Consider the following 22,998-nt stretch of genomic DNA (forward strand, 5'->3'; position numbering starts at 1 on the left):
GCCGCCCTTCGTGTCAACCTACATTGACGTAAATGGCTGGACGGCTGTTCAGCGAGGTTGCCAGGCTGGCAGGATGCGCGCTCTTCCGGCCGGCGATCCCGGCCAACCAGACACGCGCGGGCCCGGCAGATACCTCTGGTGGATGGCTCGCGAACAGGGCCTGCCCATGTGGCTCGGCATCACCTACGCAATCCTGTGGTGGACCACCCAGGCCCTCATCCCGGCCGTCATCGGGTTCGGCGTCGACGCCGTCATCGGCAAGGACACCGGCGAGCTCGCGCGCTGGTCGGCGGTGCTGTTCGCGCTCGGCGCGGTGCAGGCCCTCACCGGCGTGCTGCGGCACCGCTGCGCCGTCTACACGTGGCTCTCGGCCGCCTACACCACCGTCCAGCTGACCGGCCGCCAGGCCACCCGCCTCGGCGCGACCCTGCCCAAGCGGCTGTCGACCGGCGAGGTGGTGAGCGTCGGCAACTCCGACATCGCCCACATCGGCAACGCGATGGACATCATTCTGCGCGGCGCGGGCGCGGCCGTCGCGGTCGTCGTCGTCACCGTCATCATGTTGTCGGCGTCGTTGCCGCTCGGCCTGCTCGTGGTGATCGGGGTGCCGTTGATGGCGCTGGTTATCAGCCCGCTGCTGCGGCCGCTGCACCGCCGCCAGCACGCCCAGCGCGACCTTCAGGGCGACCTCGCCACCCGGGCCGGCGACATCGTCGCGGGGCTGCGGGTGCTGCGCGGCATCGGCGGCGAGCAGGTGTTCGCCGAACGCTACCGGGCCGAGTCGCAGCGCACCCGCGCGGCGGGCGTGCGGGTCGCCTCGGTCGAGTCGCTGCTCGAAGGCGCCCAGGTCCTGCTGCCCGGTCTGCTGATCGCCTGCGTGACCTGGCTCGGCGCCCGCTTCGCGCTCGCGGGCGACCTGTCGGCGGGCGAGCTCGTCTCCTTCTACGGGTACGCCGTCTTCCTGATCGCCCCGCTGCGCACGCTTACCGAGGCCGCCGACAAGCTGACCAAGGGCGTCGTGGCGTCCAAGCGGGTCGTGCGCATCCTGTCGCTGGAGCCCGAGATCACCGGCGGCGCCGGCCAGGCCCGCCACGGCGACCTGCACGACGAGGAGTCGGGCGTCGTGCTCCGCGAGGGCGTGGTCACCGCGCTCGCCGCGGCCACGCCCGAGGAGGCGAGCGCCATCGCCGACCGCCTGGGCCGCTACTCCGACGGCCGGGTGACGCTCGGGGGCGTGCCGCTGGCCGACCTGTCCGTGACGGCGGTGCGCGAGCACATCGTGGTCGCCGACAACGCCGCCGCGCTGTTCGCCGGGGTGCTCCGCGAGGAGCTCGACGTCCGGGGCCGCGGCGACGTCGAAGCGGCCGTGCACGCCGCCTGCGCGGAGGACATCGTCGAGGCGCTGCCCGAGGGCCTGGACACCCACGTGGCCGAGGCCGGGCGGGAGTTCTCCGGCGGCCAGCAGCAGCGGCTCCGCCTCGCGCGGGCGCTGACCGCCGACCCGGAGATCCTGATCCTGGTCGAGCCGACCAGCGCCGTCGACGCGCACACCGAGGCCCGCATCGCCGAACGCCTCGCCAAGGCCCGCGCCGGGCGGGCCACCCTGGTCGTCACCACGAGCCCGCTCGTGCTCGACCGGGCCGACCACGTCTTCTACGTCGAAGACGGACGGGCGGCCGCCGAAGGCACCCACCGCGAGCTGCTGACCGCCAGCACCGCCTACCGCGCCACCGTCACCCGAGGGGAGGACCGATGAGCCGCCAGATCCTGCCGATCGCCGACAAGGCGCAGGTACGCGCCTACGCCCGGCGCCTGATGGTCAGGTATCCGAAGCAGTTGTCACTCGCGCTGGCCCTCCACGGCCTGGCCGCGCTCACCGGCCTGGCCGGCCCGGCGCTGCTCGGCGGCCTCGTGCAGTCGGTCGCCGAGGGCAGGCACGACGTCGCCGTCGACGTGATCGCCCTGGCGATCGCCGGGTTCGTGGTCGCCCAGGGGATCCTGACCCGGTTCGCCGTGTACGCCTCCTCGCGGCTCGGCGAGAAGGTGCTGGCCGAACTGCGCCAGGACTTCGTCGACCGGGTGCTCGGGCTGCCGCTCTCCACGGTCGAGCGGGCCGGGTCGGGCGACCTGATCACCCGGACCTCCCGCGACGTCGACTCGTTGTCGCGGACCGTCCGGCACGCCGTGCCGGAGATCCTGATCGCGCTGGTCACCGGCGTGTTCATGATCGGCGCGCTGTTCGTGGTCGGGCCGCTGATGCTGCTGCCGTCGCTGCTGGCGGCGCCGCTGCTGTGGATCTCCACCCGGTGGTACCTGAACCGGTCGGGCCCCGCCTACCTGCGCGAGGGCGCGGCGTACGCCAACCTCACCGAGGGCCTCGCGCAGACCGTCGAGGGCGCCCGGACCGTCGAGGCGCTGGGCCTGGCCGACCGGCGGCGCGACCGGACCGACGACGACATCCGGGAGTCCTACGCCGCCGAGCGCTACTCGCTCAGCCTGCGGACCGTCTGGTTCCCGTCGGTCGAGATGGGCTACGTCATCCCGGTCGTCGCCACGCTGTTCATCGGCGGCCTGTTCTACACGCAGGGCTGGGTCACGCTGTTCCAGGTGACCGCGGGCACGCTCTACGTCCAGCAGCTCGTCGACCCGCTCGACCGGCTGCTGTCGTGGATCGACGAGCTCCAGGTCGGCAGCGCCTCGATGGCCCGCCTCCTGGGCGTCGCCAACGTGCCCGACGACCGGGCGCCCTCGGGGGCGACCCCCGACGGCGACGCGATCAGGGCCGACGACGTGCGCTACGCGTACCGGGAGGGACACGACGTCCTGCACGGCATCGACCTCGACGTGCGGCCGGGCGAACGGCTGGCCATGGTCGGGCCGTCGGGGGCCGGCAAGTCGACCCTCGGGCGGCTGCTGGCCGGCATCCACGGCCCCCGGACCGGCACGGTCACCGTCGGCGGCGCGTCGCTGGTCGAGCTGCCGCTCGGCGAGCTGCGCGGCCAGGTCGCCCTGGTCACCCAGGAGCACCACGTGTTCAAGGGGACGCTGCGCGACAACGTCCTCATCGGCCGTCCCGAGGCCGATGACGACGCCGTGCGGCGGGCCCTTGCGGCCGTCGACGCCTGGGAGTGGGCCAGGAGGCTGGGCCTGGACGCCGAGGTCGGCTCGGGCGGCGTGAGCGTCTCGCCGGCGCAGGCGCAGCAGCTCGCGCTGGCGCGGCTGGTGCTGGCCGACCCGCACACGCTGGTGCTCGACGAGGCGACCTCGCTGATCGACCCCCGCCAGGCCCGCCACCTGGAGCGGTCGCTGGCGGCGGTCCTCGACGGGCGCACTGTGATCGCCATCGCGCACCGTCTCTACACGGCCCACGACGCCGACCGGGTGGCCGTCGTCGAGGACGGCCGGATCAGCGAACTCGGCTCCCACGAGGAACTGGTCGAGGCCGGCGGCCCCTACGCGGCCCTGTGGGAGAGCTGGCGGCGCTAGCCGCGGCTTATTTCAGGGCCCGGCGGAGGAACTCGACCTGGAGCAGCAGGAGGTTCTCGGCCACGACCTCCTGCGGCGTCATGTGGGTGACGCCCGACAGCGGCAGCACGGTGTGCGGCCGCCCGGCGGCCAGCAGCGCCGACGACAACCGCAGCGTGTGGGCGGCCACCACGTTGTCGTCGGCCAGGCCGTGGATCAGCATCAGCGGGCGTTCCAGCTTCTCGGCGTCGGCCGCCAGCAGCGAGGAGTGCTCGTAGTGGCCCTCCGACGGGTGACCCAGATACCGCTCGGTGTACGCCGTGTCGTAGAGCCGCCAGTCGGTGACCGGCGCGCCCGCGATGGCGGCGTGGAACACGTCGGGCCGCCGCAGCACCGCCAGCGCCGCCAGGTAGCCGCCGAACGACCAGCCCCGGATCGCGACCTTGGTCAGGTCGAGGTCGGGGTGGGGCATCGACTGGAGCACCTCGACCTGGTCGTCGAGGGTGACGGTGAAGTCGTGGTGGACCTCGCGCTCGAAGGCCGGGCCCCGGCCGGGGGTGCCGCGCCCGTCGGAGACGATCACCGCGAAGCCCTGCTCCGCCCACCACTGGGGCTCCAGGAACATGCGGTGGGAGTGCAGCACCCGCTGGGCGTGCGGCCCGCCGTAGGGGTCCATCAGGACCGGCAGCTTGGCCGACCCCTCGACGTGCCACGACGGCAGCAGGACGGCCGTGGAGAGCTCGCGGGAGCCCGCCCGCGACAGGGAGACGCGCAGGTCGAGACCGGGCCGCTCGGCCACGCTCGCGATCGGCGCCGAGCTCCCGTCGAGCCGGATCACCCGCACCGACACGCCCTCGTGGTCGAGCGACTGCGCCACCACGACGGTCACGCCGCCGCTGCGGCGGCCGGTGAACACCCCCGCGTCGGTCGAGAGGGGGCTGAGGGTGCCCTGGGCGTACGACCAGAGCTGCACCTGCGCCGGGTCGCCGCCGCTCGCCGTGAACAGCACCACGTTGTCGTCGACGTCGACCACGCTGCGGACCTGCAGCGACGGCGGGGTCACCGGGCCGGCGCCGACGAACAGCCGTCGCCCGCCGTCGGCGTCGGCGACCCAGACCACCGCGCCGTCGGCGGTGTGCGCCGGGACGCCCGGAGCCGCCTCGACCCACGTGTCGTCGACGTCCTCCCTGACCAGGGTGGTGCCGCCGGTCGTCGGGTCGACCGAGAGCAGCCGCAGCGACTTCTGGTCGCGGGCCAGCGTCACGATGAGCGGCCCGAAGGAGTCCCAGGAGGCGGTGACCAGGTATTCGTGCTCGAACGGCACCTCGGTGCGGATCCCGTCGAGGCCCACGATGTAGAGGTTGACCCGCGCGTTGGCGGTGCCGGCCGCCGGATAGGCGACGGAGACCGGCTCGTTGCCGGGGTTGGCCGGGTCGGCGATGTGCCAGATCTGCACCGGGGAGTCGTCGACCCGGGCGACCAGCAGCGCCGAGGCGTCGGGCGACCACCAGTAGCCGCGCATCCGGTCGAGCTCCTCGGAGGCGATGAACTCGGCCAGGCCCCAGGTCGCGCCGTCTTCCCCGGCCACCTCGAAGTCGGAGCCGGTCTCCAGGTCCTGCACCCGCAGGCGGCCGCCGCTGACGTAGGCGACCTTGCCGCCGTCGGGGGACAGCCGCGGGTCGATCACCCCTCCCGGGGTCTTCAGCCAGCGGATCTCGCCGGCCTCCCAGACGTACAGGGCGCCGGAAAGGGTGAAGACGATCCGGTGGCCCGCGTAGGAGAACCCGACCACGCCGCCGGCCGACTCGCGGGCGCGCTCACGCCGGGCCCGCTCCTCCGGTGGCAGCTCCTCCTCGGCCGCGCCCAGGATCAGCGGGTCGACGAGCAGCCGCTCCTCGCCCGAGGCGACGTCGAGTTCCCACAGGCAGGTCACGGGGTCGGTGCCCGACTTGGTCCGCTGGAAGATCACCTTGTCACCGGAGGGGGTGAGGGTGAATCCGCGCGGCACCCCGAGCGTGAACCGGCGGGTCCGGGCATGCAGGCGAGGGAAGCTCTCAGTCATAGCCCCTTATAGTGCCAGCATGCCCGACCGACGCCTCCTCCTCGTGCACGCCCATCCCGACGACGAGACGATCGGCACCGGCGCCACGATGGCCCGCTACGCCGCCGAGGGCGTCCACGTGACCCTCGTCACGTGCACCCGCGGAGAGGAGGGCGAGATCATCCCGTCGACCCTCGCCCATCTGGGCCCCGACGAACTGGGCGCCTACCGCGAGCGGGAACTGGAAGCGGCCTGCCGGGCGCTCGGCGTCGACGACCACCGTCTCCTCGGCTACCGCGACAGCGGCATGATCGGCTCGCCCGCCAACGACGACCCCCGCTGCTTCTGGCGGGCCGACGTCGACGAGGCCGCCGGCCGCCTGCTGGCGATCATCGAGGAGGTGCGGCCCCAGGTGATCGTCACCTACGACGAGAACGGCCTCTACGGCCACCCCGACCACATCCAGGCCCACCGCGTGGCCTGGCGGGCGTTCGAGCGGGCCGGCACGGTCGCGAAGTTCTACCAGACCGCCCAGCTCCGATCGGAGATGCTCGAAGCGGCGGCCCGGATGGAGATCTTCCGGCCAGAGGACGTCGACGCCCTCGGCTACGGCCGCGAGACGGTCACCACCTCGATCGACGCCCGCCCCCACCTCGACGCCAAGCTCGGCGCGCTGCGCGCCCACGGCACCCAGATCACCGTCGACGCCCCCCGCTTCGCGTTGTCGAACGGGGTCGGCCAGGAGGCCCGGGGCGTCGAACACTTCGTACGCAAAGCGGGACCCACCGTAGCGGGTCACGAGGACGACCTGTTCGCCGGCATCGGCTAGCCTCGCCCCATGATGGTGAACGCCGCTCCCGAGACCGCCGAACACGACGACGGTCCGAGTGGCGCCGAACCCGTTCTCACCGGGGCCGCCTACGGCGTGCTGTTCATGCTCGGCCTGGTCGTGGGCGTCGTGGGCGCCTTCGAGCACGAGTGGTACCTGTTCGCCACCCTCCCCATCGGAGGAGTGCTGGCGGTGCTGGTGCTGTTCGCGGTGCCCTACGCGATGGGCCGCCTGATGCGCACCCGGCTGGCCGCCGGGGTGGTGGCCGCCGGCTGGGTGATCCCGTCGATGATCCTGGCGGGCCCGCGTCCCGAGGGTGACCTGGCCATCGCCGCGACCCTGGGCGGATACATCTACCTCTACGGCGGTCTGGTGGCCGTCGCCCTGGCCGTCGTCCTCGTCCCGTCAAGGGGAGGCTCCTGGCTGCTCAGGCAGAACATCCACATAAAGTAGCGAGCGTGCTCGCCGACAGGGATCTTTACCGGAAGGTGGCCGGTCGTTTCGCGACCGGGATCGTCATCGTCACGACCGTCGACTCGTCGGGCACCGACCACGCGATGACGGTCAACTCCTTCGCCTCGGTGTCGCTCGACCCCCTGCTGGCGCTGTTCTGCGCCGAGAAGATCGCCCGCTTCCACGACACCGTGGTCGAGGCGGGCGTGTGGGGCGTGTCGGTCCTCGGCGAGGACGACGAGGAGGTCTCCCGCTACCTGGCCAAACGCGGCCGGTCGCTGGAGGGCCAGCTGACCGGCTTCCCCCACCACCGGGGCGCGCTGGGCGTCGCCCTGCTCGACAGCGCCATCGCCACCCTGGAGTGCCGGACGGTCGCCGTCCACGACGCGGGCGACCACTCGATCGTCGTCGGCGGCGTCGAGACCGTGGCGACCCCGCGCGACGCCGCGCCGCTGATCTACCACCGGGGGCACTACTCGTTCCTGGCCCAGTGAGCGCATGATGTGCTGATGGGGCCGTACTTCCGCTTCCGCCGCGCCGTCAACTGGATCAACCTCTCGACCCCGCTGGGCCTGCTGATCGCCCGCATCGGCGGGGCGACCCTGCACAAGGGCGAGCTCGGTCTCCTCTACGCCCACGGCTACCGCCTGTCGTTCCCGATCGCCGGGGCCTTCACCGTGGGGAACGTCGTCCTCACCAAGCACCCCCACGGCTACCTGAGCGGCCGCCTCCTCCTGCACGAGTCCCGCCACGCCAGCCAGTACGCCGCCTGCGTCGGCCTGCCGATGCTCCCGCTCTACGTGGTGTCGGTGCTGGTGTCGGTGCTGACGTGCGGGAACCCGGCGACGTACAACCCGTTCGAGCGCATGGCCAACCTCGACGACGGCGGCTACGAGAGGGTCCCCCCGTGGTGGCGCCGCCGCCCGCGCTAGCGGCCGATCTCGATCGAGAGGTCGAGGGCCAGGATGTGGTCGGCGTGCAGGAAGGTCTCGAACTTCGAGCCCGGGGCGACCTCGCCGTCGTCCTCCAGGTCGCGCAGGATGCGCAGCGCCCCCGGCGTGTCGAGGTCGTCGTCGAACGCCTCGGTCAGGGCGTCGGCGCGGTCCTTGGCGATCGGGAGGCTCGGCTGTTCGGCCCACTCGGCCACCTTCCGCCGCCAGCGGCCGACCGTGTCGGCGGCCGCGCTCAGGGCGTCGGGGGTGACGACGGCCGCGTCGCGGTAGCGGTGCTCCATGAGCGCGAGGCGCAGCGCCAGCGGGTCGGCGGGCGTCGGCGCGTCGAGGGTGACCGCGCTCCGGGCGCGGTGCCGGACGACCTCGTCGTCGACCGGCTCGTCGGTGTCGCCGAGGTAGAGGTCGATCCGGCCGCCCAGGAGGCGCAGCGCGCCCGCCATGCCGTCGGGCACGTGCTCGGCCGGGCGCACGTTCAGCGGCGTCAGGTCGCCGTCGAGGCTCCGGCAGGCGAGCACCCGTACGTTCGACCGTTCGAGCACCCGCCTGATCAGGTCGGCGTGGACCTGCCCCGGCAGGCCGGCGGCGGTGTAGGTGCGCAGCGCGCGTGAGCCGGGGGGCAGGAGCGGCTCCACGAGCCGGTGACGGGTGTCATAGAGCCGCAACATGCGTCCGACATTACTTGAGGGTCACCTTCGTCGACCCGACGAGGAAGTTGATGCCGACCGGCTTGGCGCCCCTCGGCCGGGTGGCGAACTTCAGCGTGACGCTGCGGCCGGGGGCCAGGCTGTTGATCGCGCACTTGACGGTGGTCGCGGTGCGCTTGCACGCCTTCGGCGCATAGGTGAGGCGGTTGTTGCCGAAGGTCTTGCCCGAGATGTTGATCTTCGTGGCCAGCTTGGCGCCGGTGTTGGAGATCTTCAGCACGTACTGCGACCGGCTCTTGGCGCCCCCCGAGATCAGGATGCGGACCGGCGGGTCGGCCAGCGCGTGCAACTGCGACAACGTGCCGTTGAACGCGTCGGAGCCGCCGGCGTGGTCGGCCTTCTCGGCCTTCTGCCAGAACGTCCACTTCTGCCACGCGGCCGGCAGCTCGCCCGGGTCGGCGCCCCAGCGGGCGATCCAGAGCGGGTTCTTGGCGAACTTCTTGGTGTCGCCCGTGCAGGTCTTCCACCAGGAGGTCGTCGTGTAGATGATCGCGTCGCGCTTCGTCCACGCCTTGTAGCGGGAGAGCCAGTCGCCGATCCACTTGACCATCGCGGCCTGGTCGAGGCCGTAGCAGCTGTTCAGGCCGTTGCGGTTGTTGTAGGGGTTGTCCTCGACGTCGAGCACCCCCGGCAGCGTGCGCCCGTCGGCGGTCCAGTTGCCGCCGTTGCGGACGAAGAAGTCGGCCTGCTCCTTGCCGCTCGATTCGTGCGGCTGGGCGAAGTGGTAGGCGCCCCGGTACATGCCTTCGGTCTGGGCGCCGGAGAACTGGGTCCCGAACCGCGGGCTCTTGTAGTTGGGACCTTCGGTGGCGTGCACGAAGACGAACTCCGCGCCCTTGCCCTTGACCTCGGTCCAGTCGACGTCGCCGGTCCAGTTGCTGACGTCGGCCCCCATGACGGTCGTCGACGCGACCAGTAACAAAGCGGCGTACATTCATGATCCTTCCCCGTGCGGAGAACGATCGTCCCACAAACCTTCTTTACAGATAGAGAAGAATGTCGCGATCCCCGCGTTCTCTCAGCCTTCCGAGAACGTCGTCCTTGCCCGCGCCGTCGGGCATGCCGATGCGGGCGCCGATCAGCCGCAGCCCCTCGGCCTCGGAGGCGACGGGGGCGGTGTACCCGATCAGGTGGAGGGCCTTGTTGAGCGGCGGCAGCCCGGCCGCGCCCTGCGGCAGGAACCGGGTCAGCAGCTCGCCGCCGTCGGAGACGGTCAGGAAGACGTGGTCGCCCTCGCCGGCGTTGTACTCGGCCAGTATCGGGCGGATCGACCCCATGGTCGGCTGGTTGTGCCACGAGATCACCACCTCCCCCTGCGGGGTCGAGGCGGTGAGCTGGCCGCCGGGCGCCATGCCGAGGTGGGCAGCGAACCCGGTCGGCAGCGGGGAGCCCGAGCCGCGCAGGTGCTCGGCGTTGACGTCGACCCGGTGCCACCAGCGGCCGTCGCGGCTGCGGAAGCAGCGGCGGGTCATCGACACGTCGCGGCGCGGCTGGTAGTCGGCCGGTTCCGCGCCCGCGACCCTGATCCAGCCGCGCTGGGTGCGCTCGAACCCGGGGCCGCCCGCGTAGGCGCGCACCGAGCTCTCGCTCACCTCGTAACGCGAGGTCAGCGACGCCACGATCGTGTTGACCGACGCCTCGCCGCCGGCCTTCTCGATCTCGCGGGCGATCATCTCCCTGATGCCGAGATACTCCTCGCCGCCCCATCGGGCCAGGCCGTACTTGTTCCGGTCGAGCCGCAGGAACCGGTCGTCGGCGGTGAGCTGATTGCGGATGCCGACCAGGCTGTAGTCTTCGCCGATCCGGTTCTGGATCTCCTCCGGCGTGAGCGGGGTGCCCGCCACCGCCAAGACGGCCTCGGCCTTGTCGTTCACGCTCCTCGGCCACGGCACGACGTGGCCTTCGAGCAGCCGCAACTGCGGCACCGCGCCGAGCCAGCGTTCCCCGACGTCCTCACGCACGCCGAGCTGGGCGACCATGCCGACCGCCTCGGCCAGCGGCACCGGACCGTCGGTGAACAACTGCCGCGTCTTCTCGCGCAGCTCGTCGGCGCCCCCGGCGACCAGCCAGCCGTCGACCTGGTCGTAGCCGGTCAGTAACGTGCGGACGAACCGCCAGGCCGGGATGCCCAGCGTGGCGAGCTCGGTGCGGTGCCACGGCACCGCCGCCATCAGGTCGTCGGCCGGGACCGCCGACCCCAGCCGGGTGCGCAACCACGTGAGGTGGGCGGTCAGCGGGGTCGCCTCCTGGCCCCGCAGCCAGTTGTCGACGTGGTCGCGCAGGTCGCGCTCGATCTGCCGGATGCGCTCGCGGGTGACGGAGAACCGCTGCGCCAGTTCGTCGAGGGTGGCGCGGTGCTCGGCGTAGAGCCGGTCGCGGGCGATGGCGCGCTGCCGGTCGTCGAGCCGCTGGAACAGTTCGTCGATGATCTCGGGCAGCGGCCGTTCGGGCACCGCGGGCGGCACGCTGGCCAGCGGGTTGAGCGGCTCGGTGTCCATGAGCCGGTCGAGCACCCCGGCGAACAGCAGCCGGACGCTGTCGCGGCTGCCCGGCGTGCGCTGGCTCTCGGCGGGTGCGGTGAACCGCAGCAGCGGCATGATGTCGCCGAGGATCAGGTGTCCCCAGCAGGCGGACGTGAGATCGGCCAGTTTGGCCGCGATCTGGGCCGGCCCGACCGTGGCGCAGGCGCGGTCGATCGGGAGCGCCTGCCACCACGAGTTCGGGAGGCCGGGATCGCTGGCGATCGGCTCCACCTGGCTGGGCGCGGTCCAGCGCAGGGGGGGCACGATGTCGCTCAGGCTCAAATTCATGCAGGTCCAACCGGCAAGGGGAATATATCCGCAGTTCAGATTAGGGGATCAGGCGGGAAGGAAGGGACTCGCGCGACCGGAGTAGGACACGTAGAGCAACTCGTTCGCCCGCGTGCATGCGACATAGAGCAACCCCCGTTCTCGCTGCAGGTCGTGCGCTCGTGCCATCGGATCTTCGGCGTGGGGCGTGAGCGCGTCGGGCGCCGGGATGATCCCCTCTGCGACACCTATCACGGCCACCCGCCGGAACTCCAGCCCCTTCATACCGTGCAGCATCGTGACTTTCACCTCGATGCCCGCGTCGCGCAGCGCGGCGCGGGCGGTCCGGACGATCTCGACCGTGCGGGCCGTGACGGCGATCTCCTCGGGGGCGACGCCGTCGGCCAGCCAGTCGCTGACGTGGGCGACCAGGCCGCTGATCTCGGCGTCGGGGGAGACGTACTCGCGCACCAGCGGGCGCGGGCCGTGCACGGTGGAGCGGTAGCCGTACATCTCGGCCGCGCCCTCGACCAGGCCGTCGACCGGGCCGCCGCCGCGCAGCCGGACGCCGAACGACAGGATCTCGTGCGGCAGCCGGTAGGAGATCTTCAGGTGGAACCGGCGGACCGGGATGCCCATGCCGGCCAGCGCCGCACGGGTGTCGAACATGCGCTGGTGGGGGTCGCCCACGATGAACATGTCGTTCGGGCCGGGTGGCACCGCGGCCCGAAGCAACCGCCACTGCGCGGGGTGCAGGTCCTGCGCTTCGTCGATCACCACGTGTTTGTACGGCTCCCGCCGAGGCGCGTCGCTCTCGAGCACGTCGGTCGTGCGCCCCAGCAGCTCGGCGCCCTCGGAGGCCAGCTGGAGGAGGGTGCGCCGCCCCGAATCCCGGAGACGGCCCTCGACGTGCTCCACCGCCCGCCACACGCTGGTGCGGATGTCGGAGTTGAGCTGCACGCCCCGGCCCGGCCGTTCGGCCGCCAGGTACTCCTCCAGCGTGCGCAGGTTCTGGGAGAGGATCACCTGCTCCCACTCGCGCAGCAGGAACGCCGCGCCGAAGCGGCTCCCGGCCGCCTCCTCCCACAACTTGGTGACGTCGCCGACCAGCGTCGGGGCCTTGCCCTCGTGGGCGGCGACGATGCGGTGGGCCAGCCGGTCGACGTTGGTGACCTCGACCCGCTTGCGCACGACCTCGTCGTCGATGATCAGGTCGAGCTTGGCCGACAACTCGTTGGCGAGCACCTGGGAGAAGGTGGTCAGCAGGATCGGCCCGCTGTTCTCCTTGGCCAGGTAGGCCGCCCGGTGCAGCGAGATCACCGTCTTGCCGGTCCCGGCGCCGCCGGTGACCAGCACGGGCCGTTCGTAGACGGGCCAGTTGGCGTAGGTGTGCTGCGGCGCGTAGAGGAACGTGCACCAGTGGGGCTTGGTCAGCACCCGGTCGAGCTCGACCCGGTCGGCGGCGAAGGCGGCCTGGCCGGGAGAGCGGTGCAGCGCGGCCTCGAGGTCGTCGAGGTCGAGGTTCTCCGCGGTGGTGACCCGGCAGCCGTCGAGTTCGCGCCAGGCCTCGGCCAGCGAGCCGCCGCGGGCGAGGACCGCGAGGGGGGCGTACTGGCTCTCTGGGAGCAGGGGTTCGACGGCGGCCAGGTGGGCGTCGGTGGCCATCATCCGGACCATTGGGAGCAGCAGTTCCTGGTCGATGCCGATGTCGATCAGGTCGGTCTCGCAGATGTGGCCGTAGAGGCGCTTGCCCGACCCTTCGGACGACCGGCGGAGGGCGGGCTCGACGCGGGCCAGGGCCTCGGCGTCCCAGACCTCGATGACGCCGATCGCGGAGTTCACGGTGAAGCGGTGCCGTTGCGCGTAGGTGTAGGCCTCGGCGTCGGGCAGGACCGTGACGAGCCAGTAGACGTCGCGCTGGCGGACGGCGACCGCCCGGTGCCGGTCGGCCAGGCGTAACGTCGTCACGCGGGGGTCGCGCGCGTTCCGCACCCGCTCGGGCACGGGTCCGGCGGGCGAGTTGTGCAGGAACCGTCTGACGGACACCACGGCGTCCCGCCGCACCGGGCGGGCCAGTGCGGCGAGTTCCTGAGTGAAGTCCAGGGAGACGGCGAGGCGGGGCATGGGGGGCCTAACCCAGCAGGGACAGCAGGTCTCTGTCCCCACGTTCTCGGAGGCGGGCCCGCAGTTCGTCGGGCGGGGTCTGGCCGGTCAGGCCGATGCGCGTGGCGATGACGCGGTCGGCCTGGTCGGAGTTTCCACCGGGGGCCGTGTAGCCGACCAGGCGCAGCGCCCGCGCGATCGTGTCGCCGGAGTTGGCGGCGGGAAGATGGCGGACCCTGAGCATGCCCTCGTCGGAGAGGGTGAGAAAGATGTGGCTGCCCTCCTTGGCCGCGACCTCGCTGAGGATGCGGCCGAGCGAGTCGATGGCGGGGGAGTCCCGCCAGGTCATCGTGACGTCTCCGGCGGCGCTGCGCACCGTTCTTTCGCCACCCGGCGACAACCCCAGGTAGAGGGCGAAGCCCTCCGGGAGGCCGACCGACGTCCCGGCCAGATGCCCGGCGTCGACGTCGACCCGCAACCACCAGCGCCCGTCGGGCTGACGGAAGCAGCGCTGGGTCTGCGACACGTCGGCCGGGGCGAGCGGCGGCGGCACGGGGGCGACGGGGGTGACCGGAGCGGGCGCCGCGCCGTTGGGACTCTGTATCCGCAACTGCGGGACGTTCTCCAGCCACTCCTTGGCGACCTCGGGGTGGATGCCGAGGGAGGAGACGAGTTCGAGGGCCCGCGACACGGTCGGCGGGCGGTCGGCGTTCACGATCAGGCCGCGGGTGCGTTCGTGCAGCTCGGCCAGGTCGCCCTGGACGACCCAGTCGCCGGAGACCTGGTAGCCGGGGAGCGTGGCGAGCACGAACTGCCAGGCGAGCACGTCGAGGGAGGGCAGCTCGCGGGTGTGCCACTCGGCCGCGTTGACCAGCCGCGACTTGGGCGCGGCCACGCCGAGGAGGTCGGTCAGGTTGAGCAGGTAGCCGCGGTAGCGGGCGGCGGGCGGCGAGGCGAGCCACTCCTTGAGCCGGGCGCGCAGCGCGTTCTCGGTCGAATCGAGGATGCCCGAGGGCACGCCGAGCAGCTTGGAGAGCGACTCGGGCGAGGTCGGGGAGTCGGTGAAGATCCGGTTCTGCGCGACCATCCAGCTCTGGTCGTCGAGCGAGGCGAAGACCCGGTCGATCACCTCGGGGAAGTCGGGATCGTCGTCCTCACCCGTCAGCCGGGGCTGCGGCACCACCGGCGCGACCGGCGCGGCCTGTGCGACGGGCGGCGCGGTGGGCGGGTCGTCGGCCTCTTCGGGCTCCGACTCGGCCACTTCGGCGACCGCGGCCTGCGCCTTGGTCTGGAACGGCGCCCTGAAGGGCGACTTGAGCGCGGCCCGCGTCTCGTAGGGCTCCTCGGCGGGCGCTTCGGGCTCGGGCTCCACCGGGGCCCTGGACGGCGCCTCGGTCGCCGCCAGCTTCGCCAGCACCGCCGTGTAGAGGGCCGCCAGCAGCGGGCGGGCCTTCACGAACGGCTGCTCGGTCAGCTCCCGGCCGGTCAGCGCCAGCAGGCCGGGCCACGACCCGGCCCGGTCGAGCGCGATGCCGACCTGGGGGTCGTCGGCGTCGTCGGGGTCGAGCACGTGCAGGGCGGGCAGCACGTCGCCCACCGCCGCGGCCGGCCACTGGTCCAGGGTCAGATCGGTCAGCAACTCGGCGAGGGCGTCGACCCCGAAGGCGGGCAGCACCCGGCCCATGGGGAGCGAACGCCACCAGGCGTCGGGTAATCCGGCGCGGCCGGTCAGGACGGGGGCAGCATCACTCCAGCGCAGCGGTGGCACGAGGTCACTCAGGCAGAAGTTCATCGCTATCCCCATCACTTCCGTAAGACCAGACCATAGTCTGGCAAATCCCCTGCCGTGGCGGGAGTTTCATCCGTGACGAACAGCCACAAACGATGGTGTCACCCTTCAGTGGCGCACCGCTGCGAAACGCAGTCTCACGTAGTCGGCCATCCAGCCGGAGTCGTTGCGGAGGGCCGGGGCGGCGAGTTCGTTCACCCGCCGGAGCAGCGGCTCGACCGTCGCCGGGGGCACGCCGTCGAGGAGCGACCCGGCGAACATCCGCACCCAGTCGGCCGCGCCGTTGGGACACTCGTCGAGCGGGGTCGGCCGGTCGAAGTGCTCCAGGATGCGCAGGGTGAACCCGGCGCGTTCCAAACGGACGGCGTACTCGGCCGGGCTGGGGAAGAACCAGGGGAGTTCGGGCTCGCGCAGGCCGTGCTCGCGCCAGGCGGTCAGCATGGCCGAGGTGAGGGCGGCGCAGTTGCCGGCCCCGCCGAGCTCGGCCACGAACCGGCCGCCGGGCCGCAGCGCGTTGCGGACCGAGTCGATGACCGCGTCGGGGTCGCGGCTCATCCAGTGGAGGGCCGCGTTGGAGAAGACCGCGTCGAAGGGCTGGGCGACGGTGAAGTCGTGGCCGTCGCCGACCGTGAAGTCGAGCCGGGGGAACTGGGCGATGGCCGTCTCGATCATCGCCTGCGAGCCGTCGATGCCCAGGACGTAGGCCCCGCGGATGGCGATCTCGCCGCTCAGCACGCCCGTGCCGCAGCCGAGGTCGAGCACGCGCTCGCCCGGCTGCGGGTCGAGCAGCTCCACGAGGGGAGCGCCCTGCGCCGAGACGTAGCCGAACGAGCTGTCGTAGGCGCGAGCGTTCCACCTCATGAGCGTCGGGGTGTCATATCGCAAGATGGCTCACTTCCACGGTTGTCCGCATAGAGTACGCCAGCCGTGGAATCAGTGTTTTTCAGCTCATTTGCTGAGACCAGTGTTTCTGGAGATACACCTTGGCCTCGTCCTGCTGCGGGATGGTCATGAAGACCGGCGTCCCGTTCGCCTTCGGCAGCTTCCCGGCCGCCTCGTTGTCGAGGGTGCTCTTCATCTGCATGGCCTCCATCCGCGAGGGCCGCGCGTAGCCCCTGAGCAGGATGTTCTGGCCCTCGTCGGAGAACAGGAACTCGGTCCAGAGCCGGGCCGCCGCCGGGTGGGGCGCGCTCGCGCTGATCGCCTGCACGTAGGGCGCGGCCAGGATCGAGCCCGCCGGGATCGTCACCTGCCAGTTCGCCGTGTTGGCGGCCGCCCGCGCGGCGTTCAGGTAGTCCCAGTCGAGCACCGCGGCCGCCTGCTCGGGCGCGGCGGCGACCGCCCCGGCCTTCTTCAGCGCCGCGAACGCCTGCACGCCCTTGCGGGCGTCGAACTTGGCGCCCTGCCCCGAGGGCTGCATCGAGGCCGCCATCACGCCGTTGAAGCCGCTCGCGTTCTTCAGCGGGTCGCCCGCGAGCGCGACCGTGGTCCCGGCCGGGCGGCCGTTGGGCTTGAGCAACTCGGCGTACGACGCCGGCGCCTTCATCTTGCGCGGGTCGTAGCCGATCGACATGTAGCCGCCGTAGCCGGCGTACCAGGCGCCGTTGGCGGCCTTGACCTCGTCGGGGACGTCGGTCCAGCCGGTCACCTGGTAGGGGGCGAACTTGGCGGCGTTGGCCAGGGCCACGTCGATGCTGAGGTCGAACACGTCGGGCTTCTGGGCCGTGGCGACGGCGTCGATCTGCTGCTGGCTGTTGGCCGCCGGGTTGAGCGACTCGACCTGGATGCCGTACTTGTCGGCGAAGACGTCCATCAGCTCGCCGTGGTTGACCCATTCGCGGGGCACCCCGACGACGGTGAGCTTGCCCTCCTTCTGGGCGGACTCGACCAGCCGGTCGAAGTTGCCGAAGCCCGCCTGGAGGCTGGCGCCCTTCACGTTGACCGGCGGGAGGGCCTTGGTCTCGCCGCCCTGGGACGAACAGGCCGCCAGGGCCAGCAGGGCCGCCAGCGCGGGAGTGGTCACGAGTCTGGTCACGGATCGAATGCTTGGGGCCGGGTCGCGCCGGGTCGAGACGGCACGCCTCAGCCTGGGACGACCTTTGCCGCCGCCATGACCTTTTCTGGGAACTCCACGAGCGTGCCGTCGCGCTTGCGCACCGCGAGCACGCCGTCCTCCCACGATTCGAGCACGCCCACGACGTCGCGGAAGCCCTCGGGCAGGGCCCTTCTGACGGTGACCCGCCTGCCGACGTCGGCCGGCGTGATGGTCACCTTGAGCTGGAAGGCCATGACATTGGCCCCTCCTGTTCCGGCCACCTGACAGTCACCGCAATACTAGGACGGAGCAACCTGCGGCCCATGTCGTGCCGGAAAGAAGGAGCTAGAGGTGACCTACGTCATCGCGCAGCCTTGCGTGGATGTTCTGGACAAGGCGTGCATCGAAGAGTGCCCTGTCGACTGCATCTACGAGGGCGAGCGCATGCTCTACATCCACCCCGACGAGTGCGTCGACTGTGGGGCGTGCGAGCCGGTCTGCCCGGTGGAGGCCATCTTCTACGAAGACGACCTGCCCGAGCAGTGGAAGGACTTCTACAAGGCCAATGTTGACTTCTTCGAGGACCTGGGCTCGCCCGGCGGCGCCTCGAAGGTTGGCAAGATCGAGAAGGACCATCCGATCGTGGCCGCACTGCCGCCGCAGGCGGAAGACCACTGACCCTCTGACGCTGGAGAGTCCTTCGTGATCGCCCTGCCCGACTTTCCGTGGGACAGCCTTGCCTCGTACAAGACGACGGCCGAGGCTCATCCCGACGGCATCGCCGACCTGTCGGTCGGCACCCCCGTCGACCCGGTTCCCGAAGTCGTGCGCAGGGCGCTCGCCGGCGCCGCCGACAGCCCGGGTTACCCGCTCACCTACGGCACCGCCCGGTTGCGCGAGGCCGCGGCGGGCTGGCTGGCCCGCCGCCACGGCGTGACCGCCGACCCGGCCGGGGTGCTGCCCACGATCGGTTCGAAGGAACTGGTCGCGTGGTTGCCGACCCTGCTCGGCCTCGGCCCCGGCGACAAGGTGATCTTCCCGGAGCTGGCCTACCCGACCTACGACGTGGGCGCGCGGCTGGCCGGCGCCGAGCCGTTCCCGACCGACGGCCTGCTCTCGCTCGGCCCCGAGCGGGTGCCGCTGGTCTGGGTGAACTCGCCGAGCAACCCCACCGGCAAGGTGCTCCCGGCCGAACACCTGGCCAAGGTGGTCGCCTGGGCCCGCGAGCGCGGTGCGGTCGTGGCCTCCGACGAGTGCTACATCGAGCTCGGCTGGGAGAAGCGCCCGGTCTCGATCCTCCACCCCGACGTGTCGGGCGGCTCCCACGAAGGGCTGCTGGCCGTCCACTCCCTCTCCAAGCGCTCCAACCTGGCGGGCTACCGCGCCGCCTTCGTGGCCGGCGACCCGGTCCTGGTGAAGCGCCTGCTCGAGGTGCGCAAGCACGCCGGCATGATCGTGCCCGCGCCGGTCCAGGCCGCCATGACGGCCGCCCTCGACGACGACGCCCACGCCGACGAGCAGCGCGAGCGCTACTCGGCCCGGCGCACCGCCCTGCGGGCCGCGCTCGAATCGGCGGGCTGGCGGGTCGACCACTCCGAGGCCGGCCTCTACCTGTGGGCCACCGACGGCACCGGCTGCTGGGATCAGGTCGCCCGGCTGGCCAAGCTCGGCGTCCTGGTCGCGCCCGGCAGCTTCTACGGCACGGCCGGAGAAAGCCACATCCGGGTCGCGATCACCGCCACAGACGAAAGAATCGGCGCAGCGGTCGCACGCCTCACAACCGCGTAGCGAGCCGCCCTCATAAGGGCGGATATGGCGCGTTTGTGTTGATAGGATCGCGCGCCATGACGACAGCGGTGGTGCTCGGTCTGTGCCTCGCGGCGGTGGTCGTCGTGCTGGTCGCCTATCTCGCCACCGCCCGCAGAGACGGGCGTGGCCGGGCCCGCACGGCAGTCGAGGTCGAAGCCGACTTCTACGACGAGTTCGACTACTTCGACCCCCGCACCATCAAGGTCGGCGACACCGCCACCGTGGAGGGGTCGCGCTTCAAGGCGATCGGCGCCCTCCACCTGATGCGGCAGGGCGACGAGTGGACCGAGCACCTGCTCGACGACGGCAGCCGCCGCGTCCACTGGCTCTCGGTCCAGGAACGGCCCGAGGGCCTCGAAGTGATGTTGTGGACGCCGGTCCAGGCCCAGGGCATGGTCCCGGCCAAGAGCATGCTCATCATGGAGGGCGTCGAGTTCTTCCCCGGCGACCGGGGCACCGTCGCCTACCGGGCCGAGGGCATGACCGGCCTGCCCGAGCGCGGCCTGCTCGACTTCGCCGACTACCACGCCCACGACGGACGCCTGCTGTCGTTCCAGCGGGTCCAGGGCGGCCAGTGGGTCGCCTCCTACGCCTCGCCGCTGACCCCCGGCTCGATCCAGGTCGACCGCAAGCCCTAACCCTGGGCCACCGGCTGCCACCCGTCCTGACCGGCGGAGGCGGTCCAGACGAACCCGTCGTGGACGACCTGGCGCAGCCCGTAGACCGGGGCGTGGGTGACGAACCAGGTCGCCTTCAGCCAGTCTTCCCTGGACGCCCCCCTGGCGCGGGTGAACTCCTTCTTCGCGGCCGACTCCTGCGGCGGGGGCGGCGACTCCTTCGGCGGATACCAGCAGTGCACCGCCCGGGGCTGGTCGCCGCGGAAGGCGGTGGCCAGGATCTCGGCGCTGCGCCGGTGGTCGGCGTAGGCGCCGCCGTCGGCCGAGCGCTGCACCGCTTGGGCGGCGTCGTGGAGGTCCATGTCGAGGTAGCCGTCGACCTTCTCCAGGGCGGCGAAGAAGCGGCGGGTGGAGTAGACCGGGTCCATGATCTGCTTGACCGTGCCCCACCCCTGGGAGGGCCGCTGCTGGAAGATGCCGACCGAGTCGCGGTCGCCGAAGGCGATGTTGGTCATCTTCGACTCCTGGATCGCCGTGATGTAGGCGATCTCCAGCGCCTGCTTGGGCAGCTTGCGCCGGGCCGCGACGGCGGCGATCGTGGCGGCCACCTGCGACTGCTCCAGATCGAGGTCGAGCGTGCCCATTGGGACGGTGACCGTGCACCCCTCACCCAGCACGAGGGTGTCGGCCTTTTTCAGCAGCTGGTAGCCCGCGAAGAATATCGCTCCCGCCAGGACGACCACGATGGCCACGATGGTCAGTGCTGTTCTGGAGGGACGCCGCGTCACAGCCCAAGAACCTACCTTCTCGGATGCCTGCCGTAGGCTCGGCAGACATGCGACTTGATCAGGACGTGAGGACGTTGACCGCCGAGTTGGTGGACGTCCGGTCGGAGAGCGGCGACGAGAAGGCCCTGGCCGACGAGATCGAGGAGGCACTGCGGCGGCTGCCCCACCTGACCGTCGACCGCCACGGCAACAACGTGGTGGCCCGGACCTCCCTCGGGCGGGCCGAGCGTGTCGTCGTGGCGGGCCACCTCGACACCGTGCCGATCGCGGGCAACGTGCCGAGCCGGGTCGAGGGCGGGCGCCTGATCGGCTGCGGCGGCACCGACATGAAGGCCGGCGTGGCCGTCCAGCTGAAACTGGCCCTGCTGAGCGCCCCCAACCGCGACCTGACCCTCGTCTTCTACGACCTGGAGGAGGTCGAGGCGGCCCGCAACGGCCTCGGCGTGCTGGTGCGCGAACGCCCCGACTGGGTGCGGGGCGACTTCGCCGTGCTAATGGAGCCGACCGACGGCGTGATCGAGGGCGGCTGCCAGGGCACCATCAGGGCCGAGATCGTCTCCCGCGGTGTACGCGCCCACAGCGCCCGCAGCTGGCTGGGGTTCAACGCGATCCACGGCGCGGCCCAGATCCTCAACCGCCTGGCGGCCTACGAGCCCAGGCGGCCCGTCGTCGACGGCCTCCAGTTCCACGAGGGCCTCAACGCGGTGCTGATCCGCGGCGGCCACGCCGGCAACGTCATCCCCGACGAGTGCGTGGTGACGGTCAACTACCGCTTCGCCCCCGACCTCACCGAGGAAGAGGCCCAGCAGCACCTGCGCGAGGTCTTCGACGGCTTCGAGGTGACGATCGCCGACTCGGCCCCGGGCGCCCGGCCGGGCCTGGAACACCCGGTCGCGGCGGCATTCACGAGAGTGGTCGGCGGCGAACCCCGGGCGAAGGTCGCATGGACCGATGTGGCCCGTTTCTCCGCACTTGGAGTTCCAGCGGTGAACTACGGACCGGGCGATCCCGCGATGGCCCACAAAGTCGACGAATACGTCGAACTCGACAAGATCGTCGAGGCCGAACGGGTCATGACCGCCTGGTTGACCTGAGCAAACTGTCCGTAGAAAGAAGAAAGTGGCTTTCCTCGCCGGCCATTTGGCGGGGAAAGCCACTTTCCGTCCCGAGCAGCACCCTCGACTGTTAGACGCGGCCTGAACGAAATCCGGTTCCACGGTTCCGTGTGGATTCTCAAGATTTTTTCCACGGCCATCCTGAGGGGCTAGCGTGGCGTCCCATGAACACGATTCGCCGTGAACGCCGCCAGGGGCCGCAGCTGCTCCGAGGCGAGATGGTGCCCGACTCCACCCACGACCAGCGCCTGCTCGACCGGCGCGGACCGGCCGACTGGCTCCACATGGACCCGTGGCGGGTGCTGCGCATCCAGGCCGAGTTCGTCGAGGGCTTCGGCTCCCTGGCCGAGCTCCCGCCGTCGGTCACCGTCTTCGGCTCGGCCCGCACCAAGCCCGACTCGCCCGACTACGAGCTCGGCGTCCGCCTCGGGGCCGCGCTCGCCGACGCCGGCTACGGCGTCATCACCGGCGGCGGCCCCGGCTGCATGGAGGCCGCCAACAAGGGCGCCGTCGAGGCCGGCGGCATCTCCGTGGGCCTCGGCATCGAGCTCCCGCACGAACAGTCGATGAACGAATACGTCAACCTGGGCGTCGAGTTCCGCTACTTCTTCGTCCGCAAGACCATGTTCGTCAAGTACTCCTGCGGCTTCGTCACCCTCCCGGGCGGCTTCGGCACCCTCGACGAGCTGTTCGAGGCGCTGACGCTCGTCCAGACCCGGAAGGTCACCTCGTTCCCGGTGATCCTCATGGGCTCGTCGTTCTGGGGCCCGATGATCGACTGGATCAAGTCGTCGCTGCTGGGCGAGGGCAAGATCTCCCCGCAGGACGTCGACCTGATCAGGGTCACCGACGACGTCGACGAGGCGGTGCGCATCATCGTGGAGGCCGACCGCCGCCGCGAGGAGGAGGCGAGCCTCGTGGGAGACGCCCAATAATGTACGTCTGCGTTTTCTGCGCCTCCTCCCAGAAGATCGACCCGAAGTACTTCCGGCTGGCCGCCGACGTCGGCGCCGAGCTCGCCCGGCGCGGCCACCACCTCGTCAGCGGGGGCGCGATCGTGTCGTGCATGGGCGAGGTCGCCCGCGCCGCCCGGGCCGGCGGCGCCCAGACGATCGGCGTGATCCCCCAGGTCCTGGTCGACATCGAGATCGCCGACACCGACTCGACCGAGCTGGTCGTCACGACCGGCATGCGCGAGCGCAAAGGCATCATGGACGCCCGCTCCGACGCCTTCCTGGTCCTCCCGGGCGGCATCGGCACGATGGAGGAACTCTTCGAGATCTGGACCGCCCGGGCCCTGGGCATCCACCAGCGGCCCCTGGTCCTGCTCGACCCGTGGGGCCTCTACACCCCCCTGAAAGACCTCGTCGAGGGCATGTACGACCAGGGCTTCACCCGCCCCGACGTCTTCGACGGCATCGCCTGGGCCACAACGGTCGAAGAGGCCTTCGACCTGCTGGAACAGCCGACGCCCCGGATCACCCCCGGAGTCGACGAGGCGTGACCGG

At 71.4% G+C, this 22,998-nt stretch carries 22 protein-coding genes; 12 read left to right on the plus strand and 10 right to left on the minus strand.

All coding sequences use genetic code 11. From position 1 onward, the window contains the following. Window positions 1–142: 142 nt before the first annotated feature. Together AW274_RS36200 and AW274_RS36205 are read left to right on the plus strand one after the other, a co-directional pair. Window positions 143–1,756: an ABC transporter ATP-binding protein gene (locus AW274_RS36200; RefSeq protein ID WP_232320657.1), complete on the plus strand. Its 1,614-nt coding sequence runs from the start codon at window positions 143–145 to the stop codon at window positions 1,754–1,756. After that, window positions 1,753–3,486, plus strand: coding sequence for an ABC transporter ATP-binding protein (locus tag AW274_RS36205; protein WP_062442932.1), 1,734 nt, complete (start codon window positions 1,753–1,755; stop codon window positions 3,484–3,486). Before AW274_RS36200 ends, AW274_RS36205 begins: the two co-directional genes overlap by 4 nt. A 7-nt stretch (window positions 3,487–3,493) precedes the next feature. On the opposite strand, the gene AW274_RS36210 is transcribed toward AW274_RS36205, so the two are convergent. Next, window positions 3,494–5,527, minus strand: a complete 2,034-nt coding sequence (locus AW274_RS36210) for a prolyl oligopeptidase family serine peptidase (RefSeq protein WP_062442935.1) — start codon at window positions 5,525–5,527, stop codon at window positions 3,494–3,496. A gap of 19 nt (window positions 5,528–5,546) precedes the next feature. On the opposite strand from AW274_RS36210, the gene mshB reads away from it, so the two are divergent. Genes mshB through AW274_RS36230 form a run of 4 tightly spaced genes read left to right on the plus strand, consistent with a single transcriptional unit; the run spans window position 5,547 to window position 7,720 of the window. After that, window positions 5,547–6,335 (plus strand): N-acetyl-1-D-myo-inositol-2-amino-2-deoxy-alpha-D-glucopyranoside deacetylase, encoded by a 789-nt coding sequence (gene mshB / locus AW274_RS36215; RefSeq protein ID WP_062442938.1) that lies wholly within the window; start codon window positions 5,547–5,549, stop codon window positions 6,333–6,335. A 9-nt stretch (window positions 6,336–6,344) separates the two neighbouring features. Beyond that, window positions 6,345–6,788: a DUF6113 family protein gene (locus AW274_RS36220; RefSeq protein ID WP_062442941.1), complete on the plus strand. Its 444-nt coding sequence runs from the start codon at window positions 6,345–6,347 to the stop codon at window positions 6,786–6,788. Between the two features lie 5 nt (window positions 6,789–6,793). Continuing rightward, the gene (locus AW274_RS36225) at window positions 6,794–7,282 is read left to right on the plus strand and encodes a flavin reductase family protein (protein WP_062442955.1); all 489 of its coding nucleotides are present in this window, start codon (window positions 6,794–6,796) and stop codon (window positions 7,280–7,282) included. Between the two features lie 15 nt (window positions 7,283–7,297). Further along, window positions 7,298–7,720, plus strand: coding sequence for a hypothetical protein (locus AW274_RS36230; protein WP_062442958.1), 423 nt, complete (start codon window positions 7,298–7,300; stop codon window positions 7,718–7,720). Here the strand turns inward: AW274_RS36230 and AW274_RS36235 are convergent. From AW274_RS36235 to AW274_RS36270, 8 genes are all read right to left on the minus strand, one after another. After that, window positions 7,717–8,406 (minus strand): hypothetical protein, encoded by a 690-nt coding sequence (locus AW274_RS36235; RefSeq protein WP_062442961.1) that lies wholly within the window; start codon window positions 8,404–8,406, stop codon window positions 7,717–7,719. The genes AW274_RS36230 and AW274_RS36235 overlap by 4 nt on opposite strands. Before the next feature lie 10 nt (window positions 8,407–8,416). Further along, window positions 8,417–9,379, minus strand: a complete 963-nt coding sequence (locus AW274_RS36240; protein WP_062442963.1) for a GH25 family lysozyme — start codon at window positions 9,377–9,379, stop codon at window positions 8,417–8,419. Between the two features lie 46 nt (window positions 9,380–9,425). Further along, window positions 9,426–11,255, minus strand: a complete 1,830-nt coding sequence (locus AW274_RS36245) for a sigma factor-like helix-turn-helix DNA-binding protein (RefSeq protein WP_062442967.1) — start codon at window positions 11,253–11,255, stop codon at window positions 9,426–9,428. Window positions 11,256–11,303: 48 nt separating this feature from the next. Continuing rightward, complete coding sequence (locus AW274_RS36250; protein ID WP_062442970.1) at window positions 11,304–13,358, minus strand: UvrD-helicase domain-containing protein; 2,055 nt, start codon at window positions 13,356–13,358, stop codon at window positions 11,304–11,306. 7 nt (window positions 13,359–13,365) lie between these two features. Beyond that, a complete protein-coding gene (locus AW274_RS36255) occupies window positions 13,366–15,129 on the minus strand; it encodes a hypothetical protein (protein WP_157520920.1) in 1,764 nt (587 codons plus the stop codon). A 105-nt stretch (window positions 15,130–15,234) separates the two neighbouring features. Further along, window positions 15,235–15,987: a class I SAM-dependent methyltransferase gene (locus AW274_RS36260; RefSeq protein ID WP_062442976.1), complete on the minus strand. Its 753-nt coding sequence runs from the start codon at window positions 15,985–15,987 to the stop codon at window positions 15,235–15,237. 82 nt (window positions 15,988–16,069) lie between these two features. Next, a complete protein-coding gene (locus AW274_RS36265; RefSeq protein WP_083975409.1) occupies window positions 16,070–17,161 on the minus strand; it encodes an ABC transporter substrate-binding protein in 1,092 nt (363 codons plus the stop codon). Between the two features lie 47 nt (window positions 17,162–17,208). After that, the gene (locus tag AW274_RS36270; protein WP_062339032.1) at window positions 17,209–17,415 is read right to left on the minus strand and encodes a putative acetyltransferase; all 207 of its coding nucleotides are present in this window, start codon (window positions 17,413–17,415) and stop codon (window positions 17,209–17,211) included. 97 nt (window positions 17,416–17,512) lie between these two features. Here AW274_RS36270 and fdxA point away from each other — a divergent pair, with 97 nt between their 5' ends. The 3 genes from fdxA to AW274_RS36285 are packed head-to-tail and all read left to right on the plus strand — an operon-like array spanning window position 17,513 to window position 19,608. After that, entirely contained in the window at window positions 17,513–17,839 is a 327-nt protein-coding gene (gene fdxA, locus AW274_RS36275; protein WP_062339033.1) for a ferredoxin, read from the plus strand. A 24-nt stretch (window positions 17,840–17,863) separates the two neighbouring features. Beyond that, window positions 17,864–18,949: a succinyldiaminopimelate transaminase gene (gene dapC / locus AW274_RS36280; RefSeq protein WP_062442979.1), complete on the plus strand. Its 1,086-nt coding sequence runs from the start codon at window positions 17,864–17,866 to the stop codon at window positions 18,947–18,949. A 56-nt stretch (window positions 18,950–19,005) separates the two neighbouring features. Beyond that, window positions 19,006–19,608, plus strand: coding sequence for a DUF4178 domain-containing protein (locus AW274_RS36285; protein ID WP_062442982.1), 603 nt, complete (start codon window positions 19,006–19,008; stop codon window positions 19,606–19,608). Here the strand turns inward: AW274_RS36285 and AW274_RS36290 are convergent. After that, complete coding sequence (locus tag AW274_RS36290; RefSeq protein ID WP_063813878.1) at window positions 19,605–20,375, minus strand: hypothetical protein; 771 nt, start codon at window positions 20,373–20,375, stop codon at window positions 19,605–19,607. The genes AW274_RS36285 and AW274_RS36290 overlap by 4 nt on opposite strands. A 47-nt stretch (window positions 20,376–20,422) precedes the next feature. Here AW274_RS36290 and dapE point away from each other — a divergent pair, with 47 nt between their 5' ends. From dapE to AW274_RS36305, 3 genes are all read left to right on the plus strand, one after another. Continuing rightward, on the plus strand, window positions 20,423–21,469 hold the full coding sequence (gene dapE, locus AW274_RS36295; RefSeq protein WP_062442985.1) for a succinyl-diaminopimelate desuccinylase: 1,047 nt from the start codon (window positions 20,423–20,425) through the stop codon (window positions 21,467–21,469). A 185-nt stretch (window positions 21,470–21,654) separates the two neighbouring features. Further along, window positions 21,655–22,425: an LOG family protein gene (locus tag AW274_RS36300; RefSeq protein ID WP_062442988.1), complete on the plus strand. Its 771-nt coding sequence runs from the start codon at window positions 21,655–21,657 to the stop codon at window positions 22,423–22,425. Continuing rightward, the gene (locus AW274_RS36305) at window positions 22,425–22,994 is read left to right on the plus strand and encodes an LOG family protein (RefSeq protein WP_062339038.1); all 570 of its coding nucleotides are present in this window, start codon (window positions 22,425–22,427) and stop codon (window positions 22,992–22,994) included. The genes AW274_RS36300 and AW274_RS36305 overlap by 1 nt, the downstream gene beginning before the upstream one ends. Window positions 22,995–22,998: the final 4 nt, after the last annotated feature.

Origin of the sequence: Herbidospora daliensis (assembly GCF_001570585.1) — a bacterium.
Classification (GTDB): domain Bacteria; phylum Actinomycetota; class Actinomycetes; order Streptosporangiales; family Streptosporangiaceae; genus Herbidospora; species Herbidospora daliensis.